The following is a 17,920-nucleotide window of genomic DNA, read 5'->3' as shown; positions in this document are numbered from 1 at the left end:
CGCAGGCGGCACTGCGCGGAAATGGCGGCTTCTGACGCCGGTCAGTAGATTTCGCGGCGCAGGCGTTGCATCTGCAGTTCATGGCGCTCGACCCAGCGGCGGGCGTCATCGAGCTGGCGTTCCAGCCGTTGGATATACTCGTATAGCTCGCGGCGCTCTTGTTCGCGGCGGGCGTCCTGCTTCCTGGTGTCGTCGTTGACCACCCTGTCCTTGGCGTCCAGGTTCGACCGGATCTCGCGCTCCAACCTGGCCAGATGATGGCGGGCGTCGCTCAGGCGGCTCGCTATTTCATTGGCGTCGTCGACCGCTTGCCGATGTTTGGCGGCGGCGATCTCGTAATCCTGCCCGCTGACGTAGGCGTGCTTCAACTGGTTGCGCAGTTCGACGCGGCAGACGTCGACCATCATGCCGCTGTTGGTGCGTCCGCGTTCGAAGGCATTCTCCGGCTGGCAGTACTTGGCGTTCTGCTCTTCCCAGGCCGCCGTATATTGATCGCGCGTGGCGGCGGTCACGAAGACGCCATCGCGGCCTGCGTTGGCGATGCGTTCATCCAGCATGAAAGGTTTGCCGTAGCCGTCGTCGGCGCCGGCCTGGCGCCAGTACGCCGCCAGCCGGGCTTCCCAGGCCTGGCGATAATCGGATTCGAAAATCTTCAAGCCCTTGGCGCGCGCTTCCTTGCTGCGCTGGCCGAAGTCCTTGCCGCTGACGGCATCCTGCGTGCCCAGGTTACGCCAGTAGTTGACGATCTCCCCATTCCAGGCGGCGCGGTAAGCGTCTTCCTGCACCTGCACGCCGGCGCTGCGGGCCGCGGCGGCGCGGTCGCGGAAGGCGCTGTCCGGCGTGCCGTTGCGGGCGTCGGTGTAGCCGGCGTCCTGCCAGAAGGTGCGGTTGCCGATCTGCCAGCCGTCCGAGTATGCGGCTTCGTCGAAGCGCAACTGCATGCTCGCCGCCTTGGCGCGTGCCGCCTCCTTCTGCGCGGCCAGCGCTTGGCCGTCGGTCCCGGCACGCTTGCCCAGCCCTTTCCAATATTCGGAATTGCCGATGGCCCAGCCGGCATCGTAGGCCGGGCGGTTCAGCGGCGTTTTATGTTTGCGAACCTCGTCGCCGCCTGCATGTGCGTCGTATTGGGATTGGAGGCCTTTGCCGCCATCCTGCTGGCCAAGCTGCGACCACAGATCCCAGTTGCCCTGGGCCCAACCGGCCGTGTACTGCGCCTCCGCACCGCTGGCTGCGGACTGCTTGGCGTCTGCGTGGTCGTCGCAGAAGTCCTTGCGATCCACGTAATCGGCCGGTTCGCCCTGGACGCCATCCTTATGGCCGATGGCCCTCCAGTCGCCGACCTTGCAGTCTGCAATGCGCTGCATGGTGGATTGGCAGCCGGCCAACAGCAGCGGCACAGCGAGGATCAGCGGACGAAAGCGGGTCAGATAAGTCATGGCGGCGAATGAGAGTTTCAGCGGCCCGATTATATGGCAAATTTGACACGGTCAGGCCGCGTTTTGCGTAAAACTCACGCTCACCATCAAGCCCGGTCCATCGTCCCGATTCGCCAACTGGATGCGGCCCTGATTGCGCGCGGCGGCCCGCTCGGCGATGGCCAAGCCAAGGCCGCTGCCTGCCTGGTCCTGGTCCGGGAGCCGGAAGAAGCGCTCGAACACCTTGCGCTGCATTTCGGGCACGATGCCCGGCCCCTGGTCGGTAACCGACAAGACCATGCGGCCGCCCTCCTCCGCGATGGACACCGTCACCCGTCCGCCTTCGGGAGAATACTTGACGGCGTTGCTGACCAGGTTATCGATCAGCGACGCCATGCTTTCAAGATGCATCGGCAATACGCAGCGCTCCGGCGCCTGCAGCTCGATTTCGACGTGGCGCGTGGCGGCAATCTGGCCGGCCAACGCCAGGCGGTCGGCCACCAGTTCGACCAAGTCGCGCGGCACCAGGCTGGCGTGATCGCGGTCGCCACCGGAACGGGCCAGGGCAAGCAACTGGTGCACCGTATGCGTGGCGCGCTGCACGCCTGTGCGCAGACCCTGCCCCGCTTCTTCCACCCGCTGTGCCGTGCGGGCGGTGGTCAGAGTATCGGCATTGATCTGGATGATGGACAGCGGCGTTTTAAGCTCGTGGGCGGCATCGACCAGGAACTCCTGCTCGCGCTCCAGCCGCTCGGTCAAGCGCTCCATCAGACGGTTCACCGAGCCGACCAGCGGCGACAGCTCCAGATACGGCGAAGGCGCCAGCGGCGACAAGTCGGTGGCCGAGCGTTCCTCGATCTCGCCGACGATGGACCGCAACGGCCGCAATCCGACGCGGATGATCAGCCAGGCCGGCAGCAACAGGAAAGGTATGCTGAACAGCAGCGGCGCGAAATAGTAGCCGATGCTCGATACCTGCAGCATCCATTCCCCGATCACCTCCGTCGCCATGCGCACCGTGACGCCGGTGGCGGGATCGTCTTCGACCGAGACCACCCAGCCATCCTTGAGCGGCTGCCTGTATGGGCCGGCGGCGGCATCGGTGGGCGGCAGGCCGGCGTCCGGCGAGGCGTAGACCAGCTGCCCGTGCCTCCAGACCTGTGTTTGCAAAGCCGGTATGTACCAGCCCAGTTCCGTGTACAAAGCGTAGTGCAGCTGCTCCATCTTGCGCACCAGGGGCTTGACCTGCTCCGGCGGCCGTTCGCCGATCGTCTGCATCAGGACGACGATGCGCAAGGCGCTGGCGCGCAACTCGCGCTGCATGTCGCGGCGCTTGCTGGTGCGGGTCTCGTACACATCCAGCGCCAGGTTCGCGAGCCAGATCAGCATCATCACCGCGATGAAGCCGAACAGCAGGCGCTTGAACAACGAACGATTATGCATCGTCATTTGTCGACGACGTAGCCGACGCCGCGCACCGTGCGGATATAGCCCTCGCCGATTTTTTGCCGCAGGTGCGACATGTGCACGTCCAGCGCAGCGCCCTCGCTGTGCGGCAGCGCGCGCGATTCCAGTTCGCGCCTGGTCAGCACGCGATCCGGGTAGCGCATCAGCGCGTGCAGCAGCGCGAACTCGGTCTTGGACAGCACCACATTGACGCCTGCGCGGGTCAGCAGCATGCGCTTATCGTCCAACACCAGGTCCTTGACCTTCCATACCGGTTCGCCCGATTCGCTCCAGACGGTGGCGCGCCGCATCACCGCGCGCAAGCGCGCCAGCAGTTCCGTGACGACGAAGGGTTTGACCAGATAATCGTCGGCGCCGCGATCGAGGCCGTTCAGGCGGTCCTCCAGGCTGTCGCGCGCGGTGATGACCAGTATCGGCAATGTGTGGCCGGAGGCGCGCAGCTCGCGCAGCACGTCGATGCCGTTCCCGTCGGGCAGGCCCAGGTCCAGCAGCACCGCGTCGAACGGCTCGTTTTCCACCCAATGGCGCGCATCGCTGGCGCGGCGCACCCATACCACTTCCTGCCCCGCATCCTGCAAGGCCGCTTGCAGTGCCTTGCCCAATTCCAGGTCGTCCTCGACCAGGCATATCTTCATGTCTCGCTACCTCACTTGTGAAGCGCGTATCTACGCATCTTATTGAGCGCCTGTCAATCGTCTGCGCGCCACAACGTTAGGAAACCCTTAAGGTTCCTTTTGGATTGCGTTAAGGAAGACTAGGGAGAATCTCCCCACACTAAAACAATCGTCGGGAGAATAGATGGACAGCAAAGCAGGGATGAAGACGCCGCAAACCCCAATCGCATCGGCGGTGGCGTTAATGATCGCATGTGCGGCGGCGCCCGCAATGGCGCAGCAGACGGGCAGCGACAACGGCCAGCCGCTCGAACAGGTGGTGGTCACCGGTATCCGCGCCTCCCTGCAACAGGCGCTGACCCGCAAGCGCAATAGCGATTCGCTGTCCGAAGTGGTTTCGGCCGAGGACATCGGCAAAATGCCGGACAAGAACGTGGCCGACGCGATCCAGCGCGTACCGGGCGTGAACATCTCCTCCTCCGCCGGCGGCGAAGGCGGTTTCGCCGAGAACGACCGCGTGAGCATCCGGGGCACCAGTTCCAGCCTGACGCAGACCCAGGTCAACGGCCATGCCATCGGCACCGGCGACTGGTTCGTGCTGGACCAGTCGGGCGCCGTTGGGCGCAGCGTGAGCTACGCGCTGCTGCCGTCGGAAATCGTCAGCGCCGTCACGGTGCAGAAAAGCCAGCAGGCCGACATGGTGGAAGGCGGCGTGGCCGGCTCGGTCAACATCGAGACCCGCAAACCGCTGGACTTCAAGAAGCAGTTGACGCTGGAAGCCTCGGCGCAGGCCATCTACGCCGACCTGCCCAGCAAGACCGACCCGCAACTGAATGCGCTGATCGGCTGGAAGAACGACGCCAAGACCTTCGGCGTGCTGGTGCAGCTATTCTCGGAAAAGCGCCACGAGCGCCGGGACGGCCAGGAGTTCTACGGCTACACCGCCATCGCCGCCGACAGCAACGCGGCCAAGGCGCATCCCGAACTGGCGGGCATCCTGGCGCCGGGCGGCATCAGCGCCTCGCTATTCGAGCAGACCCGCAAACGCACCGGCGGCGCCTTCGACCTGCAATTCAAGCCGAACAAGGACCTGAGCTTCGACATCAACGGCTTCAGCTCCCAGCTGGACGCGGCCAACTACAACCGCAGCTTCTACAACAACATCGCCGCCAACATCAACGCCACCAATCCCGACACCGGCGCCCCGGTCGGCGTGATCCCGTCGGCCTACACCATCAAGAGCGGCACGCTGGTGTCGGCGACGATACCGGCTTCGCAGTACCCGGCCGTCAGCGCCACGCAGCCCTACAACTCGTCGCTGTACTCCGCCTTCGGCGACCAGATCTACCGCCCCGGCTCCTCGTCTTCCTCTGCCTACATCGATCTCGATGGCAGCTACAAAGTCAATCAGGACCTGCGCATCAGCGGCAGCGTAGGCTACACACGCGGCACCGGCAAGACCCCGGCCGATATCGGCTACGAGGCGGGGCTGACCGGCGCCGGTTCCAGCTACACGCTGAACGGCATGTCGCCGGCCACCATGTCCTTCCCCGGCGCGGACACGTCGAAGTTCACCAACTACGTCACCGCTTCCGCCTGGGGTTCGCACGTGATCACCAAGGACAACGAAAAGTACGCCCAGGCCGACGGCGAGCTGCGGCTGGACCGGGGCGTCATGGAGTCGGCCAAGTTCGGCGTGCGCTTTGCCGAGCACCATCGCAGCGTCAGCCAGCCCGAGAACCGCAGCTGCAAGGCCTGCGACGGCACCACCTCGGCGCCGCTGCCTGCGTGGAATGGCTCGACCTATCCGTCCAACTTCGGCAACGGCATCACCAGCAGCGCCGACTTCCTGCGCAACGTCTGGCAGATCAAACCCGGCGACATCGCCGCATGGGCGACCAAGTACGACCTGGCCGGCGGCCCGACCACCGAGAACTGGGCCGGCGAGATGGACGTGAAAGAAAAATCCAGCGCCGTCTACGCAATGGTCAACCTGGCCGGCGACGGCTGGCGCGGCAACGTGGGCGTGCGCTACGTGCACACCAACCAGGCAACGATCACCAACATCCCCGGCGGCGACCATCCCATCGGCCAGGACAACGTGAACGGTCCCTACACGCCGACGCTGAACCAGCGCGGCTACAACGACGTGCTGCCTAGCGCGAACTTCAAGATCGACCTGTCGCCCAACCTGGTGGCCCGCACCGCAGTCGCCAAGACGATGGCGCGGCCCGACTTCAGCGCGATGGTCGGCGCGGTGACGCTGAACGACACTATCCTGACCGGCAGCAGCGGCAATCCTAACCTGAAGCCGGTACGCTCGATCAACTATGACGTCGCGCTGGAATGGTACTTCGCGCCAAAAGCGCTGCTGTCGGCCGGCGTGTTCTACATGGACATGTCGTCCTACGTCACCTACGGCACGGCCAACCTCACCTACTTCAACAACTCGTTCAAGCGTTTCGACAGTTACGTCATCTCGTCGCCGACCAATATCGCCGCCAAGAACAAGGGCGTGGAGCTGGCGTACCAGCAGCACCTGTTCGGCGGTGTGGGCGTGGTGGCCAACTACACCTACACCGACGGCAAGGCGGACGACGGCTTGGCGGTGGTGGGCAATTCCAAAAACACCTACAACGCCGAGACCTACTACGAGGACGACAAGTTGAGCGCCCGCCTGGCCTACACCTACCGTTCCAGCTTCTCCGGCGGCTTGTACAACAGCTTCCCGCAGGTGATGGCGGGAACCGGCAACCTGGCGGCGTCGGTCAGCTACAAGATCAACGAGAACCTGTCGATCACCTTCGATGCGCTGAACCTGAACAATGCAGTGCTGCGCTACTACGGCTCCAACAAGGACCAGCCTATCGCCTCGTACTCGAACGGCCGTCAATACTACCTGGGACTGCGTGGCAAACTCTAAACCCACGCGGGTACTGGCGATCGACGCCTTCCGCGGCATCACCATCCTGGTCATGATCTTCGTGAACACGCTGGCGGGCGTGCGCGGCTTGCCGGCCTGGATGGAGCATGCCCAGGCGGACGCCGACGCCATGACCTTCCCGGACGTGGTGTTCCCGGCCTTCCTGTTCATCGTCGGCATGTCGATACCGTTCGCCATGGCGCAGCGGCAGGCGGCTGGCGATACGGCGGCCCTGCGCTGGCGGCACGTCCTTGCACGCGCCGCCGGGTTGCTGGTGTTCGGCGTCTTCATGGTCAACGCGGAGGATGGCTACAACGAGGCGGCGATGGGCATGTCTATCCATCTGTGGTCGCTGCTGTTCTATGGTTGTGCGATGCTGGTGTGGGCCAGTTTCAAGAACAGGGCGCCGGCGCTGGCCTGGCGGGTGGCCGGTGCGGCCGGACTGGTGGCGCTGGCGCTGACGTTTCGCGGCGGCGCCGATGGCAGCCTGCGGCTTGCGCCGCAATGGTGGGGCATACTGGGACTGATAGGCTGGGCGTACCTGTACAGTACCGTGGCATGGGCGCTGACACAGGCGCGCGTCCTGCCGCTCGTTGCGCTGGTGCTGGCCTGTACTGGCCTGTACAGCGCAAGCCACGGGGCGGTGGCACAATCGTCGGCGCTGTTGCAGATCCTGGGTACGCAAGCCGAAAACGCGGTCCACACATCGATCGCGCTGTGCGGGCTGGTGACGTCGCTGATCTTCTTCGGCCAAGCACGCGGCAAGCCTTTCCGCAATGCGCTGCTGCTCGCGCTGTTGCTCGCGTTGCTGGCTTACCTGCTGCGACCCTACTTCAAGATATCGAAGATCTATGCCACGCCGAGTTGGGCGCTGTACAGCGCCGCCATCTGCGTGCTGCTGTTCGCGGCACTGTACTGGTTGATCGACTTGCGGCGTATTAGCGGCTGGACCGCGCTGGTCCGGCCTGCGGCGTCCAATCCGCTGCTGGTTTACATCATTCCCTACATCGTCTACGCATCGATGCAGATCCTGCATCTGGCGTTGCCGGACGTGCTGGGCTCCGGTTGGCCCGGATTCCTTTGGGCCCTGGCCTACGCCATCATCGTCATGGCGCTGGCGGCGGTCCTCAACCGCATGCGGTTCAAACTGCAGCTTTAACTCGAAAACTATGCGCATCAATTCTATCGACGCGGTACGCGGCCTGACGGTGGCCGCCATGCTGCTGGTGAACGACGCCGGCGACTGGTCGCACGTCTACCCGTGGCTGGAACACGCCGAATGGCACGGCTGCACGCCGCCGGACTTCATCTTCCCCATCTTCATGCTGATCGTCGGCGTCTCGATCAACCTTGCGCTGGCGCCGCGCCTTGAAGCCGGGGCCGACGCGGCACCGCTGGCGCGCTCGGTGCTGCTGCGCGCCGCCCGCATCATCGTGCTGGGAATAGCGCTGCATGTGGTGGCGATGCTGCTGCTGAACGGACGCGGTTTCCGCCTGTTCGGCGTGCTGCAAAGGACCGGCATCTGCTTCGCCGCTGCGGGGCTGCTGGCCATCCATGTCCGCAGCGCCCGCACGCAATGGGCGCTGTTCGCGGCCATCCTGCTGGGCTACTGGGCCTTGCTGGCAGCCGGCGGATCGCTGGAGCCGGGCCTGAATCTTCCCGACCGCATCGACAGCGCGTTGCTGGGCCATCTGGCCTACCAGTACGACGCCGCCACCGGCATCGGCCACGATCCTGAAGGCATCCTGGGCACGCTGCCGTCGCTGGCCACGGTCATCCTCGGCCTGCGTGCCGGCGACTGGCTGCGGCGCGGGCAGACCCGCACGCTGGCACTGTCCGGCGCGGCGGCGATGCTGGCCGGCGGCCTGTGGTCGTTGGCGCTGCCGCTGAACAAACAGTTGTGGACCTCGTCTTTCGTGCTGTGGACCGGCGGCTTCGGCATGCTGGTCATCGCGCTGGCGCACCAGCTGATCGACGTGCGCGGCTGGCCGCCGCTGGGCCGCGCCATGGGCCTGAACGCCATCGCCGCCTACGCCGGTTCCTGGATTGCGACTTGCGTCATCGAAGGCGGCGGCATCATGGGGCCGCTTTACGCGACTGTTTTCAGCGGCCCGCTGACCCCGCTCGTTGGGCCCAGCGCGGCATCGCTGGCGTTCGCCGCCAGCTTCACCGCCCTATTCTGGCTGGCTATGGCCCGAGCCGAAAAATACGGCTGGCGCATCACGATTTAAGACGGGATCTTGCTCATATTTTGCGCGGTAGCGCTTCCATTGCTAACACAAGCGTTGCGATCGGCTCAACTTACTTTACAAATTAAAAATGTTCCTAATTTCATATTGTTCATTCATAATGCTTTTAGAGCAAGTTTGCTGAAGTTCACGTTTCGCACCGCTGGCGGCCGGCCGTCCGCCTCAAATACACCATCCGGAGTTTTTACATGCGCATTAAATCGATAATGTTGGCCCTGACCGCCGCTGCCGCCCTGAGCGCCGGCATCGCAAACGCCGCCGTTCCAGGCGAACTGATCGTCAATGGCGATTTCGAAACCGGCAGCTACGGCCAACTCGGCTATGCGGGCCAGGCCCAGGGCTGGACCAGCGTCGGCTACAACTTCCTGTTCAACGCCTCGAACGTGGACAACGGCGGCGTTGCCGGCCACTACGGCAACCTGCAACTGTGGGGCGCCGGTAACGGCTCCGCCAACGGCCTGGGCGCCAGCCCTGCCGGCGGCAACTTCATCGCGGCCGACGGCGCCTTCGAAATGGCCCCGATCAGCCAGACCGTCAACGGCCTGGTCGCCGGCCAGAAATACAGCGTGAGCTTCTACTGGGCTGGCGCGCAGCAATACACCTTCGACGGCGCCACCACCGAACAATGGCAGGTCTCGCTGGGCAACCAGAGCCAATCGACCGCAGTGAAGCAAAACGCCAGCCACGGCTTCACCGGCTGGCAGAAGGAAACCTTCACCTTCACCGCCAATGGCGCCAGCGAAGTGCTGAGCTTCCTGGCCGTGGGCACCCCGGCCGGCGTGCCGCCGTTCTCGCTGCTGGACGGCGTGTCGATGGTGGCCGTGCCTGAGCCGCAAACCTGGGGCATGATGGGTCTGGGCCTGGGTCTGGTCGCCTTCGCCGCGCGCCGCCGCAAAGCCAAGGCTGCCTAATTCGCCGCCAGCTTGAATCGATGCCGGACGTTCGCGTCCGGCATTTTTGTTTCCGCTATTATTTGCACCATGACTTCTATAAACGCCCTGCTCGCCGACCTGCCCACCTTTGCCGTCAACGTCGCGCGGCTGTGCGTTTGGCTGGCGCTGCTGTCGCTGGTGTTCGTGCCGCTGGAGCGCTGGCTCGCGGTGCGCAAGGCGCGCCTGCCGCGGCGCGCGCTGGCGGTCAATCTGGGACTGTATTTCCTCAACAGTCTGCTGCCGGCCGCCATCCTGAGCGCGCTGATGGCCGTGGTCGCCGTGGCGGCACAAGCGGTGCTGCCTGCCGCCGTGCCTGCCGCCGTGGGAGCGCTGCCGTTGGCGGTGAAGCTGCCGCTGTCGCTGCTGATCGCCGAGGTCGGTTTCTACTGGGGCCATCGGCTCAGCCACCAGTTGCCGTGGCTGTGGCATTTCCATTCGGTACACCACAAGCCCGAGCACCTGTACTTCCTGATCAACACCCATGCCCATCCGGTCGACATGATCGTCACCCGGCTGTTCGGCATGACGCCGCTGTACATCCTCGGTCTGGCCGGCGCCAGCGCGGGCGGCAGCGCCACGCCGGCGCTGGTGATCGTCATCGGCACGGTGTGGGGATTCTTCATCCACTCCAACCTGCGGGTGCGGCTCGGCCCGCTGGAGTCGATCATCGCCACGCCGGCCTTCCATCATTGGCATCACACCAGCGTGGCGCCGTTGGACCGCAACTTCTCGTCTACCCTGCCCTTCCTCGACCGCGTGTTCGGCACCTGGCATCTGCCGGCCGACTGGCCCGTGGCCTACGGCTTGGCTGCGCCCCCGCGCCGGGTCAATGACGACCGTTAGCCAGGGACGCTGATCAGGGCTTGTCGTCGCTGGCCTGATAGCGGGGACGGTAGTGCCGGAAGGCGTCCCGCACCAACTCGCGCAATTCCGGGTCCGACCAGGGCTTGGCGATGAATTTAAAGATTTCGCCGCGATTGACGCTTTCGGTCACCGTGGCCAAATCCGTATAGCCGGTCAAGATCAACCGCACAGTATCCGGGTACAAACCCTTCACGATGTGCAGGAATTCCGTTCCGGACATACCAGGCATGAGCTGGTCGGTAATGACCACCTGCACCGCGTTGAGCGCCAGCAGTTCCAGTGCCTCCTCCGCACGGCCGGCGGTCAGAATATGATAGCTATCCTGGCGCAAAAGCCGTTTCAGCGCGGCCAGGATATTGGGCTCGTCATCCACCAACAGGAGCGTGTCCACCCGGCTGCTGGTCTCCCGCTCCAGCGACAGGCGCAGGTCGCTCCTCAACATGTGCTCGAACTGTTCCGCCGGTACCGGCTGGCTGAAAAAATAGCCCTGGACTTCGTCGCACCGCAGCCGTCGCAAATACTTCAACTGCGCGGCGGTTTCCACCCCCTCGGCCACGACCCGCATATTGAGGCTGTGGGCCATCGCGATGACGGCGGTCGCAATGGCCGCGTCTTCCCTGCTGCGGGTGATTTCCGTGACGAACGCCCGGTCGATCTTCACGATGTCGAACTGAAAGCGCTTCAGATACGCCAGCGACGAGTAACCCGTGCCAAAATCGTCCAGCGCCAGCGCGCCGCCGATTTCCCGCAGCGCGCTCAGACCGGCCGCGGCCGCGTCCGGATCATCCATCAGTATCGACTCGGTCAGTTCAAACTCAAGATATTCCCGCTCCAGTCCCGTGCGCCGCAGCGCGTCCAGAATGGTAGAGACCGCCTGCCGCTCCTTAAACTGCATGGCCGACAAATTCACCGCCACCGGCACGATCTTGATTTGGCGCCGGCGCCAGTCCACCTGCTGCTCGCATACGGCGTTGATCACCCACGCGCCGATGGGCAGAATCAGCGCGGTTTCTTCCGCCAGCGGAATGAACTGGATGGGCGGGACCATGCCCTTTTCCGGGTGCTGCCACCGTATCAGCGCCTCGGCACTGACGATGCGCCCGCTGATCAGATCCACCCGCGGCTGGTAATACAGCAAGAACTGCCGCCCGCTGATGGCGTCGCGCAAATCGTGCTCCAGCTGCAGGCGCAGCGCAATTGAGGCATTCATCTGCGCCGAATAGTAGAGGTAGCGATCGTTGGATGATTTCGCTTTTCTCAGCGCGGATTCGGCATGCTTGAGCAAAGTCTCGGCGTCATGGCCGTCCTGCGGGAAAAGGGCGATGCCGGCGCGGATGCTCAAATGGACGGATTTGTTGAGGATGTTGAACGACTGATCCAGCACAGCGACCAGCTTCTGCTCTAACATTTCCACCACCTCCACGGCCTCCCGCACGTCGGGGATGAACAGGGCAAACGTATCGCTGCCGATCCGGGCCAAGCGGCCCGACTCGCTCGACGCTGCCTTGAACCGCTGGCTCACCTCGCGCAATATGGCATCCCCCGCGTGCCGGCCGTACACGTCGTTCAAATGCGAAAAGCGCACCAGGTCCACGACGATAATCCCGACGTTGCTGGCGCTGGCGTGGGCATCGCTGACGCACTGGGCAAGCCGCTCGTGGAACAACATCTTGTTCGGCAGGCCGGTCAGCAGATCAAAGTAGGCGATATAGTTGAGCTGCTCGGCCTTGGCGATAAAGTCCATGCCAAAGCCGATGTCGCCGGCCACTTCGTTGAGCAATTTCACCTCCTCCTGGTCGAACAGGCCCGCTTCGCCACCGAACAACACCAGCACGCCGGCCGCCCGCTGATCAAGCATCAGCGGCAAGGCCGCGACCGACAGCAAGCCGCGGCGCAGCAAGTCCGCCCGCAACGGCGCCAGTGACAATTCGCTACGGACGTCGTTGCAAATGACGGCGCGACGCTCTCTGAGCGCGACGCACGCCGGACGTTCGCTGTCGGGCGTGCCGGCGCGCGCCGTCAGCCGGATTTTATCGATGTAGCCTTCCGGCGCGCCGCGTGACGCCACCACCGTTCCATCCTGCGTGTCGGCATCGATCACGCCGATAAAAGCCATGCTGTAGGCGCCCTCGTCGACGGCGATGCGGCATACCTCGCCGAACAAGGCGTCGCGTTCGCGGATGCGCACGATCGCGGAATTCACGCTGGACAGCACCAGCGCGATGCGCCCCAGCCGCGCGATGCGGCGTTCCTGTTCGACATGCACCGTGATATCGTCGGCGATGCCGGCGATGCGAACGATCACCCCTGCGCTGTCGGCAATCGGGAATCCGCGCGAGCGTATCCAGCGCAACGCCCCATTTGGGCGCAGGATGCGGTAAGTGAGGTCGAACCGCCCGCTCGCGGCACGCTCGGGTGCATTTTCCTGCAATGCCGCCAGGTCGTCCGGGTGGACCGCTTCCATCCATGAACCCGGCCGGGCGTACAGGCTGTCGCAGCTGCGGCCCCAGATATCCTCGTAGGCATGGCTGACATAGAATACGCGGGACTCGCCGAGGTCGGTCAGAAAAAAGACCTGCTGGATATTCTCCGCCAGCTGGCGGAAGCGTAATTCGCTCTTTTGCAGGTCCTCCAGCATGCCCATGCGTTCAATGCCTTCACGCTGGATTTCCGCCAGCGCGGCCGACAAGGCGGCAGTGCGTTCGGCCACGCGCTGCTCCAGCGTGGCGTTGATGCGCCCGATCTCCTGATGGGCGATTGCCAGCTGCCGTTCTCCGGCATGCTTGTAAACCGCGACCTCGATGTTGAGCTGCAGTTCGCGGTCATCATACGGCTTCAGAAGAAAGGCATAGGGGGTGCTTTGGGCGGCGCGCCGCAAGGTCTGGTTATCGGAATGCGCGCTGATGTAAATAACCGGGATGTCGAGTTCGCGTTTCAGGACGCCGGCCGTCTCGATGCCATCCATTTCCCCTTGCAGCCAGATGTCCATCAGCGCCAGGTCCGGCTGATGGCGACGCGCCAGGTCGAGCGCCTCGTCGCCACTGGCGGCGATGCCGCACACCAGGTAGCCTTGTTGCGTCAGGCTGCCCTTGAGATTTTCCGCGATCACCGCCTCATCCTCAACAACCAGGATCGTGATCCGCCGTTCTTCCAACGTCGGGCGCGGTTCGTCCGCGTGTTTTCTGACCGCCATTTCAATATTGAATTGCAGTTCCTGATCATCGTAGGGCTTGACCAGGAAGGCGTAGGGCTGAGTCACCTTGACGCGCTGTAGCGTCAGCTCGTCCGAATACGCGCTCAGAAAAATCACCGGCACGTCCAGTTCGCGCCGCAGGATGTCGGCGGTCTCGACGCCATCCATCGTGCCCTGCAGCCGGATGTCCATCAATGCCAGCCCGGGGTGGTGGGTGCGCGCCAATTCCAGGGCTTCCTCACCCGAGGACGCGATCCCGCAAATGTGATAGCCACGGCGGGTGAGCTTGGCCTCCAGATCGGCGGCGATCACCGCCTGGTCCTCGACAATCAACAACGAAGTCAAAATCATGATGCGTTCCCCGCATGCCCCGCGTCAGCCGGAGTGGCAAGCATGGCGCACCGCTTGCCCGCCCGCTTGGCCGCGTACAAGGCCATGTCCGCGCGCGCCAACAGCCCGGCGCTGGAACCGGCCGTCTCCGGGTAGGCCGCCACACCAATGCTGGCCGACACCCTGACCACTTGCTGGGCCAGCTGATACGGCCGCGACAGCGCCGCCACCAGTTTGTCCGCGACCTGCCTGGCCTGTCCCATGTCCGACTGCACCAACATGACGACAAACTCGTCGCCCCCCAGCCGGGCGGCCAGATCGGCGCGGCGGATGTTGCCCTCCACCCTCAGCGCTACCGTACACAGCAGGGTATCGCCCGCCTGATGGCCATGCGTGTCGTTGATGCACTTGAAGCCATCGATGTCCAGGTAGAGCAAGGCAAGGCGCCCATTGTTGCGGTGGCAAATTTCCAGCTGGCGTTGCAGTTGTTCGACGAAGTGGGCCCGATTGGCCAGTCCGGTCAGCGTGTCGTAATACGCGTCGTGCTCGGCCTTTTTCAACCGGTCCAGCGTTAGCGCCAATTTGCTGGTGCGCTCCGCCATCTGCTGCGTCAGGTCGCTGTTGAGCCGGTGGATCTCCAGGTGGGCGTCTGTCAACTGGCGTTCGACCTGGCGCTTGTGCAGCGCTACCTCAACGTTGATCTGCAATTCCCGCTCGTCGAACGGTTTGACCAGGAAGCCATAGGGTGTCACCAGCTTGGCGCGCTGCATCGTCGCCTCGTCGGTGTGGGCAGACAGGAAGATCACCCCGGTATCGAGTTCGCTGCGCAGCTTTTCGGCTGTCTGGATGCCGTCCAGGCCCCCTTGCAGGCGAACATCCATCAACACCAGGTCTGGTCGATGACGTTGACTCAGCTCGATGGCCTCGGCGCCGGAGGCTGCCATGGCGCACACCTGAAAACCGCAGCGCGTCAGACTGGCTTCCAGGTCGGCCGCGACGACGGCCTGGTCTTCGACTATCAATAGGCGGGCGGGACGCATATCATGCCCGCTCAGAGCGTTCGCCGGCGCACGCCGGCAACGTCAAATAAAAGGTGGCGCCGGCACCGGCCTGGCTCTCCGCCCACAAGGCGCCGCCGTGGTGCTCGACAATGCGCTTGACGATCGACAAACCCACGCCCGTGCCGGGAAAATCGGCGGTGCTATGGTAGCGTTGAAAGGGTTCGAACAGTTTCTCCGCGCCGGCCACATCGAAGCCGACACCGTTGTCCCGCACAAAAAACGTGTGCATCGCCGCCGCTCCTTCCCCTTCCGTCCTGACGCCCACCGTGATGGCTGGCTGCGCCTGCCGGGACGTATATTTGATCGCATTGCCCAGCAAATTGACAAACACCTGCCGCAGCATGACGTCGTCGCCGTCTATCGTCGGCAGCGGTGCGCAGGTGAACTGCACCGGTTGCGCATCGGGCCGCGCGCTGAGGCCGCGGAAAACCTCCTTCACCAACGAATGCACATCCACTTTGACCAGCGCCAGTTGCTGGCCGCGGCTCAGGCCAAGAAAACGCAGATAGCCTTCTGTCATGCCGAGCATTTCACGCGCATTTTTCTGCACGTGGTCGAGGAAACGCTGGCCCGTTGAATCGAGATGCATGCGGTGCTGTTTGGAGAGCAGATAGGAAAAGCCGGCGATCGCGTTCAACGGCCCCCGCAGGTCGTGGCTGACCGCCGCAGCGAAGGCCTCCAATTCGGCGGTGGTCGTGGCGTTGCGCTCCTGGTCGGCCAACAGATTCTGGACCTGGTGCGCCAGCGCTTGCACCCGGCTTTGGGTGGCCAGGCGGTCGGTCGAATCGACCACCACCACCACCGCGCCCAATACTGTGCCGCTCTCATCGACGATGGGCGAAGCGCTGTCGTCCACAAAGCGTTCCTCGCCCGAGCGGGTCAGCAACAGCGTGTTGGGATCGATGCGGATGGTCAGTCCCTGGCGCAGCGCGCGCGTGGCGGGATCTTCCAGCGGGGCGCGGGTCGCGTGGTGCATCAGGCGCACCACCTCGGCAAACGGCTTGCCGGCGGCCTCGCCCTGGCTCCAACCGGTCAGCTTTTCCGCCGCCGGGTTGATCAGGATAATTTCGGCCTTGGTATTGGTGGCGATCACCGCATCGCCGATGCTGGTCAAGGTGGCGGTGAGCCAGTGCGCCACGCGCCGGGCCTTGCGCTCCATCTCGTGGCGCGCCGGCGCCAGGTCCAGGGCCACGCGCAACTGGGCGTCGTCGAAGGGCTTGACGATGTAGCCGGCGGGATCGGTCAGGCGGGCGCGCTGCAAGGTGGCGGCGTCGCTGTGCGCGGTCAGAAAGATGACGGGCAGGTCCAGCTGCTCCCGCAAATACTCGGCCACTCCGATGCCCTCCGACTTACCGTGCAACATAATGTCCATCAGCACGACGTCCGGCAGGGTCAGTATCGCCAACCGCTTCGCCTCGGCGGCGGTGTCGGCCGCGCCCGCGACTTCGTAGCCCATGCTCCGAAGGCGCTGCTGCAGGTCTTCCGAGACGACTATCTCGTCCTCCACCACCAGCACCCGGATCTTGTTGCGTGCAGAATCCATAGTTTACGACGGCGACCTGATCGCCGGCTCCTTGATGCGAAACTCGAAAGAAGTATGGCCGGGCACGGAGCGCATGGCGACATCGGCCCGCAACTGCTTGGCGAACATGCGGACCAGGCGCAAGCCCAAGGAGCCCACCAGTTCCAGCTGAAAATCCGCCGGCATGCCGATGCCGTCATCCTGTACCAGCAAGGACATATCGCCGTCAGCCAGCGAGCGCAGGCTCACCGTCAAACAGCCCAGCCGTCCGGCCGGGAAGGCGTACTTCAGCGCGTTGGTCACCAACTCATTGAGCATCAGCCCTAGCGGCACGGCGGTGTCGATCGTGACCATCGCCGGGTCCGTCCGGCATTCCAGCCGGACCTGGGCATTGGCTGAATAGGAGCGCATCAGGATGCCCGTCAACGAGCGCACGTAATCCGCCAGATCGACCGCGGCCAGCGTCTCCGACTGGTAGAGTTTTTCATGGATCAGGGCCATCGAACGGATGCGGCCCTGGCTATCCTGGAACTGCCGCAACGTTTGCGGGTCGCTGATATAGCCCGATTGCAGCGACAACAGGCTGGCGATAATCTGCAGATTGTTCTTCACCCGGTGGTGTATCTCCTGCAGCAGCGCCTCCTTCTCCTTCAACGAGGCGCGGATTTGGTGCTCGATCTCCTTGGTGCGGGTGACGTCGCGGATAGCTGCCGACACCAGAGCGCCTTCATCGGTTACCACTGGACTCAGCAGGATTTCAGTCGGAAACTCGCTGCCGTCCTTGCGCCGCCCGTACAGCTCCAGGTCGGCCCCCATCGGACGCACCCTTGGCTCAACGGTAAAGCGCGTCCGGTGCTGCGGATGCTTGCCTTTGAACCGTTCCGGGAGCAGCACCTCGATGGTCGATCCGAGCAGCTCCTGGCGCGCGTAGCCGAACAGGGATTCGGTCTGCGCGTTCACCAGCACGATCCGGCCCGCCTCGTCGACGATGACGATGGCGTCCGGCGCAGTCTCCAACAAGGAACGGAAGCGCTCCTCCAAATGCGTGCGCTCCTCCATTTCTCCTGCCAGATCATCGAGGATATTCAAGACGGCCTTTTGCATTTCCTCGAGGCGGATCTTTTCGACCCCGGAATCGTCCAGGATGTTGAGCACCGCCCTTTGGGTCAGTTCCAGCAACGTTCTTTCTTCGGCGGCATCCTCCAGGATGTTGAGCACCGCGCGCTGCGCGTCGTGCAGGCGCGCGCGCTCCTCGGCGGCGTCGTCCAGGATATTGATGACCGCCCTGGCATACTCCTCCTGGCTGAATCGCTGGTCGGGGTCGGGGCCGTATGCCTGAAGGTCTTGCAT

General features: G+C 64.0%; 12 protein-coding genes. 5 read left to right on the top strand and 7 right to left on the bottom strand.

The window, feature by feature from the left end:
• Positions 1-41: 41 nt before the first annotated feature.
• From AC07WS_RS11980 to AC07WS_RS11970, 3 genes are read right to left on the bottom strand one after another with little or no spacing between them, the layout of a single operon-like run.
• Positions 42-1,436, bottom strand: coding sequence for a DUF2799 domain-containing protein (locus AC07WS_RS11980; protein WP_494729282.1), 1,395 nt, complete (start codon positions 1,434-1,436; stop codon positions 42-44).
• Positions 1,437-1,487: 51 nt separating this feature from the next.
• Positions 1,488-2,858 carry a sensor histidine kinase gene (locus tag AC07WS_RS11975; RefSeq protein ID WP_494729281.1) on the bottom strand — a complete coding sequence of 457 codons (1,371 nt, stop codon included), beginning with the start codon at positions 2,856-2,858 and terminating at the stop codon, positions 1,488-1,490.
• 2 nt (positions 2,859-2,860) lie between these two features.
• The gene (locus AC07WS_RS11970) at positions 2,861-3,517 is read right to left on the bottom strand and encodes a response regulator transcription factor (protein ID WP_494729280.1); all 657 of its coding nucleotides are present in this window, start codon (positions 3,515-3,517) and stop codon (positions 2,861-2,863) included.
• 163 nt (positions 3,518-3,680) lie between these two features.
• Here AC07WS_RS11970 and AC07WS_RS11965 point away from each other — a divergent pair, with 163 nt between their 5' ends.
• The 5 genes from AC07WS_RS11965 (at position 3,681) to AC07WS_RS11945 (ending at position 10,443) form a co-directional block, all read left to right on the top strand.
• Positions 3,681-6,419 carry a TonB-dependent receptor gene (locus AC07WS_RS11965; RefSeq protein ID WP_494729279.1) on the top strand — a complete coding sequence of 913 codons (2,739 nt, stop codon included), beginning with the start codon at positions 3,681-3,683 and terminating at the stop codon, positions 6,417-6,419.
• Entirely contained in the window at positions 6,406-7,578 is a 1,173-nt protein-coding gene (locus tag AC07WS_RS11960; protein WP_494729278.1) for a DUF5009 domain-containing protein, read from the top strand. The genes AC07WS_RS11965 and AC07WS_RS11960 overlap by 14 nt, the downstream gene beginning before the upstream one ends.
• A gap of 10 nt (positions 7,579-7,588) precedes the next feature.
• On the top strand, positions 7,589-8,650 hold the full coding sequence (locus AC07WS_RS11955) for an acyltransferase family protein (protein ID WP_494729277.1): 1,062 nt from the start codon (positions 7,589-7,591) through the stop codon (positions 8,648-8,650).
• Between the two features lie 224 nt (positions 8,651-8,874).
• Positions 8,875-9,579, top strand: a complete 705-nt coding sequence (locus AC07WS_RS11950; protein WP_494729276.1) for a PEP-CTERM sorting domain-containing protein — start codon at positions 8,875-8,877, stop codon at positions 9,577-9,579.
• 69 nt (positions 9,580-9,648) lie between these two features.
• Positions 9,649-10,443, top strand: coding sequence for a sterol desaturase family protein (locus AC07WS_RS11945; protein ID WP_494729275.1), 795 nt, complete (start codon positions 9,649-9,651; stop codon positions 10,441-10,443).
• 13 nt (positions 10,444-10,456) lie between these two features.
• On the opposite strand, the gene AC07WS_RS11940 is transcribed toward AC07WS_RS11945, so the two are convergent.
• Genes AC07WS_RS11940 through AC07WS_RS11925 form a run of 4 tightly spaced genes read right to left on the bottom strand, consistent with a single transcriptional unit; the run spans position 10,457 to position 17,920 of the window.
• Positions 10,457-14,008: an EAL domain-containing protein gene (locus AC07WS_RS11940; protein ID WP_494729274.1), complete on the bottom strand. Its 3,552-nt coding sequence runs from the start codon at positions 14,006-14,008 to the stop codon at positions 10,457-10,459.
• Positions 14,005-15,027: a diguanylate cyclase domain-containing protein gene (locus AC07WS_RS11935; RefSeq protein ID WP_494729273.1), complete on the bottom strand. Its 1,023-nt coding sequence runs from the start codon at positions 15,025-15,027 to the stop codon at positions 14,005-14,007. Before AC07WS_RS11935 ends, AC07WS_RS11940 begins: the two co-directional genes overlap by 4 nt.
• Before the next feature lies 1 nt (position 15,028).
• Complete coding sequence (locus tag AC07WS_RS11930) at positions 15,029-16,591, bottom strand: sensor histidine kinase (RefSeq protein ID WP_494729272.1); 1,563 nt, start codon at positions 16,589-16,591, stop codon at positions 15,029-15,031.
• A 3-nt stretch (positions 16,592-16,594) separates the two neighbouring features.
• Positions 16,595-17,920: a sensor histidine kinase gene (locus AC07WS_RS11925; RefSeq protein WP_494729271.1), complete on the bottom strand. Its 1,326-nt coding sequence runs from the start codon at positions 17,918-17,920 to the stop codon at positions 16,595-16,597.

This window comes from Duganella sp. GW821-FHT01E12 (genome assembly GCF_059422325.1).
The sequence above is the reverse complement of the archived record's forward strand: the minus strand, read 5'-3'. Positions and strand labels throughout refer to the sequence as shown.